Raw genomic sequence first — 12,431 nt, 5'->3', positions numbered from 1 at the left:
ACCGCCGTACGCCAGCGCGCCAATTCCTGTTTCAGCGCATTGGCACTAGCAGCCGTTGACCTAGCCGCCCTCGGCTTTGCCGCAACCGCCTTTACAGCGCTGGTTTTGCGCGGCGCCGCGGTTTTTTTGGTTGTACTTACCCGAGCATTTGCACCCCGCCCTGCAGCGGCTTTTTTCGCTGAACCCACACTGTTTGACTTTGCTGCCATGACCTTACTCCAATACCAACTATGTCAGCGAATGACGCTGATCGTTATTTCTTCTGATAAATCGTTCTACCGACAATGCGATAGTCGTCCGATACATTTGCCAGATTTTCCGAGTGGCCAATCACCAGATGGGCACCGGAAACCTGGCGCTGAGAAAATTTCTTGAACAGCTTTTTTTGCACTTCCTTGTCGAAATAAATCACCACGTTGCGGCAAAAAATTACGTCGAATGCGGCCTTCATCGGCCAATCGTGCAGTAGGTTTAGCTGGCGAAAATGAATCAGGTTGGCGACTTCGCTGCGCACCTTTACAAAACCGGCATTGGCACCGCTACCCTTCACAAAACCCCGGCGCTTTACCTCCAGCGGCAGGTTCTGCAGCTTTTCCAGCGGGTAGCGCCCTTCCGCCGCTGTTGCCAGCACTTTCTTATCGAGATCCGTGGCCAGAATTTTGCAGTCATAGCGACCGATATTGGGCACCGCCTCAAGCAAAGTCATGGCAATGGTGTAAGGCTCTTCACCGGTGGAGCAACCCGCTGACCAAATACGCAGCTGGGATTTCTTCGCGAGCAGTTCCTTAACATGCTGCTTCAAAAATTCAAAATGGTGGGGCTCACGAAAAAAGCCGGTAAAATTCGTAGTGATGGCAGAGATAAAATGATCAAGCTCGGCGCTGTCTTCCTGCTCGACCAAGCACAGGTAATCATCAAAATTATTCAGGTTCAGCGCGCGCAATCTTTTGGCGTAACGCCCATAGGCAAGCTGCCGCTTTTCCTCGGTAAGATGAATGCCGGTAAGCTTCAGCACCAAAGCCCGAATACGCTGGAACTGACCTGAGGTCAGGTTAAACTCCGACGCATGGCTTGCAGTCTCGACAGCATTCACAACAACGCACCTCAACGAGGGACAGTCCCTCCACTGTGCTAATACATCATACAAATTGCGGTGAACGTATACGGACTCACCACTATAATTATTCGTTATATTTTAAATTACACCCGCGCCGGCGAATCAACCGAGACCGGGCAGCGCTTAAGACGCAACACCACCACCGCGCCAATCAGAATTAAGGCAATGCCAAATAAGCGCAGTCCGGCACTCATGTCGTGAGCGCCCAATGAGACAGATCCGCACACTAGCATGCTGCCAAGAGCCACCCATTTGGTTCGACAGTTGACACAGCGCTGAGACTCCCAGCGACTCAAGAAGGGACCAAACAGGCGGCTGCTAAGTAGCCATTGATGCCAGCGTTCGGAGCCTCTCGCAAAGCAAGCCGCCGCGAGCAGCAGAAATGGCGTGGTCGGCAACAGGGGTAGAACGACACCGAGTGTGGCGAGCAGCAAAAATAACGCACCGAACACCCGCATTAGCAGGGCTGTCATGGCGGCGTTACTTGGTAAGGAAGAACAGCTGTCCCTTGCCATAGCGAGGGATAGCAATATCAAAGGCGCGCTGCAGACGCGGCGCACCCAGCTCGGCGATCTTGGCCGGCGTATCGGCCTGCTTGTGCACCGCGCTGAGCTTGAGATGCGGAGAACTGTCAGACATGAACAGTCGCGAGCAGACATTCATGACTTCATAGAAGTTTTCCAACAGGGTTTTTGAGAGGTCATTTTCGTCGATCATGTCTTTTGCGGCACCGGCTGGCATCATCGACAGTGCTGCGCCGGAATAGCCCACGAATGGCAAACTGGCAACACACAATGAAGTCAACGCACCGCCGTCATCAATAAAGCTGCCGCAGAAACAATGGGCATCGGGTGTCGCTGTGATTGGAGTTGCATCAACGTCGCCGCCGAACAACATGCTTAACATCTCTACAACGTCGTCGACGTCGGGCACCAGAAAACCAGCCATGATACAACCTCTATTATTCGAATTACCGCAATGCCTCGACCGAGACGCTTACATCACTGCGCCGAGCACTTTTTCAAATGACTCAACAGAGAAAGGTTTTGAAATCAGAAACTTTGCACCCCCTGCGGAGGCTTTGGCCCGCATTTCAGCGGTGGCTTCTGTGGTAATAAATCCAAAGATGGTTTTGATGCCCTCTTCCTTGAGCGCCTCAAGCAATTCAATGCCGGTCATATTTGGCATATTCCAGTCGGCAAGCACCAAATCTGGGGTAGACTTGCGAATAGCCTCCAGCGCAATCGCGCCGTCTTCTGCCTGACTGACATCGTGACCGCCAAAACCCGCCTGACGCAATGTTCTGATAATCATGTTGCGCATGGCTGTACTGTCGTCAACAACTAGAATATTCATAAGACTATTATCACTCGTTAGATCAACTTTAGTTACTTACCTACCGTGCATCATTGGCTAGCAGTGATCTAATTCAAATCGCTAATACTACCTATTGTGACCAGGTCCTTTTCACCACATTCTCTAAGGCGTCTCGCGACACTTAGCATTCCATAACAGGCACGGCCAATGACATCGCTGGATGAACTGCTACAAGACGTTCCCAACCTGGTATCTCTACCCCACGTTGCCCTGCGCATCGATAAGGTTTTAGCAGATGAAAACGCCTCTCTCGATGACGCCGCCAGAATTATCGAAGCTGACCCGGCACTGACCTCCAAGTTACTTCAAGTTGCCAACAGCGCCCTATTTGGCGGCGGCGGTGATATCGACACACTGAATCGGGCGATTTCCCGGGTCGGCACCCGCCAGGCGCGGCAAATTGTCATGGGCCTCGAATTGGCTTCCAGTTTTGCTGGACTGCCGAGCGAATTGATCTCAGTGGAGGATTTCTGGCGCCATAGCCTTTATTGCGCCACCCTCTGCCGACTCGTGGCAGACCATTTAAAGCTCCCCGGTCGCGATGCCGCCTTTACTGCGGGTTTGCTGCACGACATTGGTCAGCTGGTTTTATTTATCCGCTGCCCAGAGGAATCGCGCCAGGCGCTGTGGCGCAGCCTGGATGAATCCGACGGCCGCGAAACCTTTGCCGCCGAGTTTGCAGAGTTTGGCTTCGACCACACTGATGTCGGGCTCGCCGTGGCCAGGTTATGGGGCTTTCCCGACATTCTGCAGTGCTGTATTTACGGTCACCACCACCCCGAACGCATCGACAATGCCCCGTCACTGGTATACCTGGTTCATTTGGCAAGCAGCCTGGCGGTGCTGGTGGAACTGGAGACCGATGATTGGAGTTCTGCGCCGCCGGTGGCGCCCGAGACCTGGACCGTGCTCGGCATACAGGCTGATGCGCTTGGCCATTTTCTCACATCGGCTAAGGAAGACACCCAGGAGTTACTCGCCCTGTTTACTCAGCAATAAACCAGCAACACGTCTCTTCTGGGGCCATAGTCGTACTTTCGCCCGACGCACATTTATTCGAAGTCATAGCACGTCGGATGCTTCACCCCGGCGCGCTTCGACTACGCCCGCTATCAGCATGCGCAAAGTGATACGCAAGTTCTGACACCCAAGTGCGATCAGGTGAACAGCTCGATATCGCCGCCGCTGGGCTGCTCTTTCAGGGTCTTCGAATAGGCCTGCTCTTCGGCCTGAATCGTGGAGGCATGCATCGAGCGAAGCCGCTTTACCAACACCCGGCCGGTGGTGGGAAAGTAATTCACCTTGCGAGAGAATTCGCCACCAAGATCTTCCGCGGCAATGTTAAGCCCTTCTGTGGCAAGGAATTGCCGAACAAACACAATATTCTTGTTGCCAATATCGGTCATGCCGCGGAGCATTTTTCCCCCGCCGAAGACTTTAACTTCAAGATTTTCCCGGCGACCGCCGAGCTTGAGAATATCGTTGATCAGGTGCTCCATCGCATACAAGCCATAGCGGGTTGCCGCGCTGTCATCCCCGCCCGACTCGGGCAGCATAAAGTGATTCAGGCCACCAATGTTCAGCCGGGTGTCGCGAATACAGGCCGCGATACAGGAACCCAGAACCGTGCTGATCATCTCGCTGTCGGATTGGGTGACGTAATACTGCCCCGGTAACACCCGCATGGCGTAGACGTTATGGAGTCCATCCCAATGCTTGTGTATCCCCGGATAATTTGACACCGCTTTACCGCTACCTATTGAACCCTTCAGTTGATATCAAATGAAAGGGATGGGAAATCATCATCTGCCAAGCGGCAGCCCGCAGTGCGATTGGTGAGAAAAGCCTTGTGCAGATTCTGCTCCTGGGCGCAGCTATACTGTTGTTTGAGCAGTGCAACCAGTACATCAAAGCTGGGCAGCATCTCCCCCGGCAAGCCGTCAGCGCCGGCGATAGCATCAAGCACATTGGCAATATGCTGAATACGCTGGCTCAGCAAATCGAAGAACTGTAAGTGACTGATCATTTGAAATGCCACCTCGGTAAGTTCCGGTGATTCATCATTGCCGGCTTGCTGTGCCATTAACGACTCCAGCAGCGCGGACATCGCGCCAACATCCCCGGATGCGTCAGTCACCGCCGCCCGCAACTGCTCAGCCATCAGCTCGGTGGCCATGGTTGCCGACGGGCAGTTACCGGGAACACCGGTTTCCCGCTTGCACTGATATCGCACTTTAGGCTGCATGTTGATCGCCGCCCTCCTGCAATAATTGCGTGGCCACAGCGATGCGCTCGCAGACATTGACCATAGCCGGACTTGCTTCAACAATGCGGTAAGGCCGAGACAATTGGGCGCATTTTCTGCTGGCCGCCATCAGCAGCTGCGCAAAGGCGGTATCAAACTGCTCCACTTCGGCGCCATCAAGGACCACTTCATGGCCAGCTTCAATGTGCTCCGCCAGCACCTGATAAAAGGCGCTGACTTGAGCGATGGTCGCCGATGCCGGCAAGGGCAGGCTCGCGCTTTCAGTGGTTTCACCCGGCGCCTCGTCGAGAAGAATGACGAACTCTTCTGCAGGAGCAGCTACCGATGCTTCTGCAGCCGGCGCGTTGCTGTCTTCTTCGCCGAGCAAGATCACAAACTCTTCTTGCGCCATGGATTACCTCCGTTACCGCTGGACGGTATAACTTAGACCAGCGCCGCCGACAGACTTCTCTGCTCAGCGGCGATATCTCTGATCGATAGCAATTTATCGACATCGAGCAGGATCAGCATCTTGTCATCAACTGTAGACAACCCTTTGATAAAGTCGCTGGTCACCGCGGAATTGATCTCGGGAAAATCCTGAATCGATTCCTGATCCAGCCGATACACTTCCGATACCGCGTCAACGACCATGCCAATCACCTGGGATCGGTCATTGTTTTCTACTCGCACCACGATAATCACGGTGGTTGGACCGACATCCAGGGTGGGCATATTAAAGCGCTTGCGCAGATCAATAATCGGCACGATAGCACCGCGCAGATTCATGACCCCCAGCACGTAGCCAGGGGAATTGGGAATGGGCGTAACGTTATCCCACCCCTGAATACCCTGTACCCGCAATATCTCAACGCCGTACTCTTCGCCATTGAGCAAAAATGTCAGATACTGATTGCTGTCCGCATGAAGCATATCGCTCGCCATGGTATTTCCGGATTCCTGTGTCATTGTCTATTCCTCTAGCTACGCCGCTTTAATTTGCGTGCCGCGGCTGGCGATCGATTGATGTACATCTTGAATCAGGCCGGGTACATCGATAATTAATGCCACATTCCCGTCGCCGAGAATGGTCGCACCTGACAGGCCTTTGACGGCAATGTAATTCTCCTCAAGACTTTTGATCACCACTTGCTGCTGTTCCAGCAACTCGTCAACAAAGAGCCCCATTTTTTCGCCATCGCACTCGACCACCACCAACAGCTCACCGTCGATCCCCTCCCGGGTACTCGCCGCTTGGCCGGCAACGCTGGCAAAGGCCTCCCGCAAGCTGATAACCGGGATATATTCATCCCGCAGGCGATAAACATCGCCCTTGCCCACCACGTGACTGACATCTTTCGGTGACGCCAATACGGTTTCAACAATCGACAACAGCGAGAAGATGTAAATATCCTCGCCAACACGAACCAGCTGGCCATCGAGAATGGCCAGGGTCAGCGGCAGGCGAATTTTCAATGACGAGCCCTTGCCGGGCCGTGAGTTGATATCGATGCGACCGCCAAGATCGGTAATATTGCGACGCACCACGTCCATCCCTACACCACGACCGGAAACATCACTGACTTGCTCGGCGGTGGAGAAGCCCGGTTGGAAGATCAGGTTGTACACCTGCTCGTCATTGAGCAACTCGCCCTCTTTTACCAGACCACGCTCAATCGCTTTACTCAAAATGCGATCGCGATTGAGACCGGCGCCATCGTCCTCAACCAGAATCACGATATTGCCACCCTCGTGGTAAGCGCTGAGGTGCAAGGTACCGGTTTCGGGTTTGCCTGCAGCCCGGCGTACATCGGGCATTTCAATACCGTGATCCAGGGAATTGCGCACCAGATGGACCAGCGGGTCGCTCATCTTCTCCAGTACGGTTTTGTCCAGCTCGGTGTTTTCGCCAGACAGTTTCAGCTCGACTTTTTTACCCAGTTTGGTGCTCAGGTCTCGTACCAGGCGTTTAAAGCGGCTGAAGCTGGCACCAATGGGCAGCATGCGAATTTGCATGGCGCTTTCTTGCAACTCCCGGGTATGCCGCTCCAGCACCAGCAAGCCATCGCGAAGGCCCTGGGTTTTGGGATCGTTTTGATCGCCGTCGCCGAAGCGGGCCAACATGGATTGGGTAATGACCAGCTCACCAACCAGATTTAGAAGTGCGTCTATCTTGTCGATACTGACCCGGATAGAACCCGCGTCCTTGCCAGCACTTGCCTGCTTTGCCGGTGGCGTATTGGCGGGCACTGTATTCGCGGCAGCATTGATGACCGTCGTTGCCTCCTCGGAAGCAACAGCAGGTGCTGAGGGGGGCTCGACAGAATCAGCTTGCTCGATCACGCCATCGAGGGGCTCAACCGCAAGCTGACACTGCCCAGTAACCCAGTCAAAGGCCTCCATCACCGCGGCCTTGCTGACCTCACCGCGCAATTCAAGGTCCCATTTGAGGTAACACTGTTCCGGGTCGAGCAGATCAAAGTCGGGTAGGGCCTCGGTATGACAGCATACCGACAGCTCGCCGAGGGATTCCAGCTCCCGGAAAATGCGAGCTGGCTCATTGCCGGTGACCAGTACATCGACGTTGGGAGCAAATTGAATTCGCCACCCCGCTCCGCCTGCTTTCGTAACCGCTTGCTGCATTTCCTTCTCTGGTGCTGCCGACGCATCGGCCGCCAACAGTGCGTCAATACGAGCCTGGGTTTGGGCGATCGCATTCTGGTCAAAATCCTGACTGCCCTGCAACGCATCCACCATGCTGCGGATACCGTCCACAGAAGCGAGCAACACCTCAACCAGCTCTTCGCACACCGAGCGTTGGTTGTTGCGCAGCTGATCCAGCAGAGTTTCGACGCCGTGGGTAAAACTGGAAATGGCGGAGAAGCCAAATGTGCCCGCGCCGCCCTTGATGGAGTGGGCCGCACGAAAAATGGTGTTAATTCCTTCGGGGTCAACCGCTTCGCCGGGGCTGAGCGTTAACAGCCCGGCCTCCATGATTTCCAGCCCCTCGGCACACTCCTCGAAGAAGATGCTGTGGATTTCTTTCATGTCCATATCGAGTGCCATATCAACCCCTCGCCGGTTCCAGCACCCGGTCAAGCACCTTGAGCAAGGCATCGGCATTGAACGGCTTTACGATCCAACCTGTTGCGCCAGCTTCTTTACCTGCCATTTTCATGTCACCCGCCGACTCGGTGGTTAACACCAGGATGGGCGTAAAACGATAGCTCGGCATGCCGCGCAGCTCGCGGATCAAACGAATCCCATCCATCTGGGGCATGTGAACGTCGGTAATAACCAGATCTACATCCTGGTCTGATGCGACCCGAATGGCATCCAGGCCATCTTCGGCAAGAACGACATCGTGGCCGGCGCGCCGCAGCGTCATGGCCACCAACTGACGCATAGAAGGAGAATCATCGACTGCAAGAATGCTGGCCATGAGGTTGTGCACCACCCTTTACCTTGCAGCAAAAACCGACAACCACTTACTCTAATTGTTAGATTTTTTACCGCATTTTTAGATGCCTCTAGTAGATATTCCGGGCCGGTTTGGTCCTATTCGTAATTGTACTGAGCGATCTGCGCCATTGGCGGGGCCACGGCGCGGCGAGGACAGATAATCAAAAAAACATGGCCGCGGCGGAGGCGACCAGCGTCATAATGAACAGAAACCATTTCAGGTACTTCTGATCAATTTTGACGGCCATCGACACGCCGAAGCGCGTCCCGATTACACTCCCCAAGCCCAGCACCAAACCCGGCCCCCAGGCCACCAGGTCTTGCCACACGAAGACCACCAATGCCAGGGCAGTCAAGAATCCGGTGCACAGCATTTTCAGCGCGTTAGTTCGGATCAAGTCATAGCGCAGGCTACCAGCCAACGCAGCAATCAAAATAAACCCCACCCCCGCCTGGACGAAGCCGCCATAGACCCCGGCCGCAAACAGCAAGCCCTTGGACTGCCAGGAATCGGCCACACGACGCACCGGCGTGCCCGGCTCGGGAACGACCACCGCGGGAAAGAACAGAATGATTGCCGCCATAGACAGCATTGCCAGTAGCAATATCGGCTTTAGCACACTTACCGGCAGGGCAACCGCCAACAGAGCACCGAACAGGGATCCCGCCAGCGTCAGCAGCACGATGGCTTTCAGGTCAGTCGTGGGCAGTCGGCCATGTTCGCGAAAGCCTCTTACCCCGGCAATGGATTGCAGCAGCACCGCCACCCGATTGGTCGCATTGGCAATATCCGCGGGCAACCCCATCACCATCAGCGCGGGTAGCGTCAGGTTGGAGCCTCCCCCAGCAAGGGTATTCACCACGCCGGCGATGCCGCCAACCACCAAGAGCATCACCACATAAGCGGGATCAAGCTGCATATTCATCTCTCAATAAATCCATCGGTATCGCCGCGTTTCGTGCACTCTCTAAATGGCAACCACAGTGGAAAGTGCAACGCAAATCACAACAAAACCACTATGACACGAGCATTATTTTCGTGACAATCCGCCCTAACAACGGCAGTATAAATCGTGCCGATGATTATTTGAGTGGCACTCAAATAATCATCGGCACGGCTGGCGAGAGTGCGCATTGAAAGGGGTTGCGCACGATCAACAAAGCAGGACGCGGGAGCCGCCCAAGTTTAGGGCAACTCAACTAAACATGAAAAGGATACGTATAACTTCGCATCGCCCATTTGCCGGTACCTAATACAATAACGGGTGTTCACCGAACACTTTATAACAAGGTAGGGAAAATTATGACCAAGTCTCGCAGCGTGAACCTGTTTGTCCCCCTGATTGCAAATATCGCCCTGGTTGCGGCCTCCAGCAGCAGCATCGGCCTCATGCCTGCCCTCGCCCTGACCGTGGTACTCCTTCTCAGCGCCGCCGCACTCAGCCAATGACAGGACCGGCCACAGCAGCCCTGTGGCCTTTCTCATCCGCTATCGCCAAACCCGTCTGCAAGCACCAGTAAGGGCATTTACTTAAGCTCCTTCGGCAAGCCCCAGCACTGCTCCCCTGCACTTTACATTACCCTAGGCAAAGCCTAACCGCCGGAGTTGTTCACTGCATGACGCTGTTCAGAAAACTGGTGCTCAGCCTGAGCTTGTTCGCGCTGTTGCCGATTATTTTCCTCGGTGTTCTCAACTACTCCAACACCGTGACCGTGCTGAAAGCTGGTGCCATTTCCGAGCTCGAGTCAATCTCTGAAGTCCAAGGGCACAAACTGGAAGCCGCCCACAACAGCGTTGTCAGTGCCCTTGCCCACCTTGCCGAAAACGACGATTTACACGCGCTCATCCCCGACCTTTTCAGCGAGGCGCCTACCACCACAGCCACTGCTATCGCGCTGTTCCAGCGTGAGCTGGGCACCCTCAATCCCAGCTTGGTTGCGCTGCTCCACTCCGCCGATGGCTCCCTAATCGCCAGCAGCAGTCCTGTCAGCTTTAACGCCGCTGCATCCTCAACATCCACTCAGGCGATCATCCGCAAGAGCGAGGAAGGCAGTCATTACATTGTCCAATCGCGCTCTCTGGGTGACGGTAGCTTGCAAGTGCAAAGCAACATCGACCACCTGCTCCTCCACGGAGATGCACTTCATTTCGGCCGCTCAGGCGAAGTGACACTGGTCAGCCAACAGCCGGACACCTTCGAAAGCACCTCTTCGACAGCTAAACGCCCAAGCCAGAAGGAGGAAACCGGGAAGGTATTTCGCGTTCAGTACGCCCTTCCTTCACTGGGGGCCACCGTGGTGGCCAGCAAGAGTCTGGAGGAAATCATCAGTCCAGCCAAGGGCCAACTGGCGCAAATGGCCGGACTGGCAGTGTTGATTGCCTTAATCGCGCTGGGCATGGCACTGGTATTTTCACGGCGGATACACGCACCTTTAACCGCACTGGCCGAGATTGCAGAGCAGATTGACAATGGCCACATGGACCGACGTTTGCCTGAAAGCGCGCCCAGCCAGGAGCTGGTTACCCTCGCGACCACGTTCAACAAGATCATGGACCGTCTGTGTGGCTACAATGCTACGCTGGAAGAAGCCGTTGCCGAGCGCACCCGGGAGTTGGAAGAAGCGCGTGTCCGCGCCGAAGAAAAAAGCCGGGTACAGAGTGATTTCCTGGCCAACATGAGTCACGAGATTCGCACCCCCATGAACGGCATTTTGGGGATCAGCACCCTGTTGGGCAACACCCCCCTGGATGCTCGTCAGCAGGAATATCTCAACATCATTCGCCGCTCTGCCCGATCACTGCTGGTGATCCTCAACGACATCCTGGACCTGTCCAAAATGCGGGCAGGCAAACTCTTCATCAATCCGGCGCGTTTCAACCTGAGCGAGCTGACAAAAGACTTGATTGAAGAAGCCAAGACAGCCGTGAGTGAGCGCCCCATTACTGTGACCCGCAAAAATCAGGGGCCGGTTCCCGACTGGGTCGTGGCAGATCCGGTGCGCATCAAACAGATTCTGAACAACTTGTTGGCCAACGCGGTAAAATTTACTGAGCGTGGCAGTGTCACCCTAGAAGTATCCTACACGCGGATAAATGACGATCAGGGAGATTTGCAATTCTGCGTCGCTGACACCGGCATTGGCATTCCGCTTAAAAAGCAGAATTCCATTTTTGAAGCTTTTTCTCAGGCCGACAACAGCACCACACGCCGTTTCGGCGGCACCGGTCTGGGGCTGACCATCGTCGCCAAATTGAGCGAACTGATGAAAGGACGGGTGTGGCTGGAGAGCCAGGTCAGTAAGGGAAGCCGCTTTTTCGTGGCCATCCCCGTTCAGGCCAATGCTCACATTGGCGACAACCCGAAAGCCACTACCAATAGCGCGCCACAGGATGCCAGCGACGAGCTGTTTAACAGCCGCATTCTCCAGTCAAGCACTAACTTGGATGATCTGGCGCCCGTGCCCCTGTCGATTCTGGTGGCCGAAGACAACAAGACCAATCAGCGGGTGCTGTTGGATCTTTTATCCGCCAGAGGGCACCACTTGACGGTGGTCGACAACGGCCTGGCCGCCGTACAAGCCTTTCGCAACGGCCACTATGACCAGATCCTGATGGACGTTCAGATGCCGGTGATGGACGGCTTTGAAGCAGCAGAGAAAATTCGTGAAATTGAGGGAAAAACCGGGCATCCTATTCCTATAGTGGCGTTGACGGCGCATGCGCTGCGTGGCGATGATCAGCGCTGCTTTTCCGCAGGAATGAGTGATTATCTGGCCAAGCCCATCGACCCGGCGCAGCTAATAAACAAAATTGAAGGTGGCACGATGGATTATGTATCCGAAACCACCCGCGCTCAACGCCCTGCAAATGAGGAGACTGGTCGGAACAATATGGTCCTTGATAAAAGCCGTTTAATTGACATCACCCGGAACAACACCGCATTGATGCGGTCCATTGCCCAGCTGTTTCTGGACGAACTACCAGAAATGCTCAGTGGCATTGAGGACGCCCAGAAGGAGGGTGATCCGCAGGCACTGTCCCAGGCTATTCATCGACTGAAAAGCGCGTTAGGGAACTTCGTCATCAGTGACTATTACAAAGAGATAGCCCACTTGGAATCACTGGCGATTAGTGCACCCACACAACAATGGCAGGAGAGCTGGCACGACAGTCAACTTCGTCTCAATCAGCTAATCACTGAGCTTAAAGAAGCGACTGGCCTGTAAACT

Annotated in this window: 14 protein-coding genes; 3 read left to right on the top strand and 11 right to left on the bottom strand. The window is 54.7% G+C overall.

Translation table 11 applies throughout. From position 1 onward, the window contains the following. Positions 1-253: 253 nt before the first annotated feature. The 4 genes from NCG89_RS14610 to NCG89_RS14595 all read right to left on the bottom strand — a co-directional run bounded on the left by NCG89_RS14610 (position 254) and on the right by NCG89_RS14595 (position 2,473). On the bottom strand, positions 254-1,093 hold the full coding sequence (locus NCG89_RS14610; RefSeq protein ID WP_251087299.1) for a CheR family methyltransferase: 840 nt from the start codon (positions 1,091-1,093) through the stop codon (positions 254-256). Between the two features lie 107 nt (positions 1,094-1,200). Beyond that, positions 1,201-1,590: a YbaN family protein gene (locus tag NCG89_RS14605; RefSeq protein WP_251087298.1), complete on the bottom strand. Its 390-nt coding sequence runs from the start codon at positions 1,588-1,590 to the stop codon at positions 1,201-1,203. A 7-nt stretch (positions 1,591-1,597) separates the two neighbouring features. Then, positions 1,598-2,065, bottom strand: coding sequence for a hypothetical protein (locus NCG89_RS14600; RefSeq protein ID WP_251087297.1), 468 nt, complete (start codon positions 2,063-2,065; stop codon positions 1,598-1,600). A 48-nt stretch (positions 2,066-2,113) separates the two neighbouring features. After that, on the bottom strand, positions 2,114-2,473 hold the full coding sequence (locus NCG89_RS14595) for a response regulator (protein WP_251087296.1): 360 nt from the start codon (positions 2,471-2,473) through the stop codon (positions 2,114-2,116). A 168-nt stretch (positions 2,474-2,641) separates the two neighbouring features. Here NCG89_RS14595 and NCG89_RS14590 point away from each other — a divergent pair, with 168 nt between their 5' ends. Beyond that, the gene (locus tag NCG89_RS14590; protein ID WP_251087295.1) at positions 2,642-3,493 is read left to right on the top strand and encodes an HDOD domain-containing protein; all 852 of its coding nucleotides are present in this window, start codon (positions 2,642-2,644) and stop codon (positions 3,491-3,493) included. Between the two features lie 158 nt (positions 3,494-3,651). Here the strand turns inward: NCG89_RS14590 and cheD are convergent, their stop codons facing one another. The 7 genes from cheD to NCG89_RS14555 form a co-directional block, all read right to left on the bottom strand. Further along, a complete protein-coding gene (gene cheD / locus NCG89_RS14585; RefSeq protein ID WP_251087294.1) occupies positions 3,652-4,236 on the bottom strand; it encodes a chemoreceptor glutamine deamidase CheD in 585 nt (194 codons plus the stop codon). A 26-nt stretch (positions 4,237-4,262) separates the two neighbouring features. Next, entirely contained in the window at positions 4,263-4,739 is a 477-nt protein-coding gene (locus tag NCG89_RS14580; RefSeq protein WP_251087293.1) for a hypothetical protein, read from the bottom strand. Continuing rightward, complete coding sequence (locus NCG89_RS14575) at positions 4,729-5,151, bottom strand: STAS domain-containing protein (protein ID WP_251087292.1); 423 nt, start codon at positions 5,149-5,151, stop codon at positions 4,729-4,731. Before NCG89_RS14575 ends, NCG89_RS14580 begins: the two co-directional genes overlap by 11 nt. 32 nt (positions 5,152-5,183) lie before the next feature. Next, complete coding sequence (locus NCG89_RS14570; RefSeq protein WP_251087291.1) at positions 5,184-5,708, bottom strand: chemotaxis protein CheW; 525 nt, start codon at positions 5,706-5,708, stop codon at positions 5,184-5,186. Positions 5,709-5,723: 15 nt separating this feature from the next. After that, positions 5,724-7,805: a chemotaxis protein CheA gene (locus NCG89_RS14565; RefSeq protein WP_251087290.1), complete on the bottom strand. Its 2,082-nt coding sequence runs from the start codon at positions 7,803-7,805 to the stop codon at positions 5,724-5,726. Between the two features lies 1 nt (position 7,806). Continuing rightward, positions 7,807-8,181: a response regulator gene (locus NCG89_RS14560; protein WP_251087289.1), complete on the bottom strand. Its 375-nt coding sequence runs from the start codon at positions 8,179-8,181 to the stop codon at positions 7,807-7,809. Between the two features lie 181 nt (positions 8,182-8,362). Next, positions 8,363-9,121: a sulfite exporter TauE/SafE family protein gene (locus NCG89_RS14555; protein ID WP_251087288.1), complete on the bottom strand. Its 759-nt coding sequence runs from the start codon at positions 9,119-9,121 to the stop codon at positions 8,363-8,365. 383 nt (positions 9,122-9,504) lie between these two features. Here NCG89_RS14555 and NCG89_RS14550 point away from each other — a divergent pair, with 383 nt between their 5' ends. Further along, entirely contained in the window at positions 9,505-9,651 is a 147-nt protein-coding gene (locus NCG89_RS14550) for a hypothetical protein (protein WP_251087287.1), read from the top strand. Positions 9,652-9,818: 167 nt separating this feature from the next. Further along, a complete protein-coding gene (locus NCG89_RS14545) occupies positions 9,819-12,428 on the top strand; it encodes a hybrid sensor histidine kinase/response regulator (RefSeq protein ID WP_251087286.1) in 2,610 nt (869 codons plus the stop codon). Positions 12,429-12,431: the final 3 nt, after the last annotated feature.

Source organism: Spongiibacter taiwanensis (assembly GCF_023702635.1).
GTDB lineage: Bacteria > Pseudomonadota > Gammaproteobacteria > Pseudomonadales > Spongiibacteraceae > Spongiibacter > Spongiibacter taiwanensis.
The sequence above is the reverse complement of the archived record's forward strand: the minus strand, read 5'-3'. Positions and strand labels throughout refer to the sequence as shown.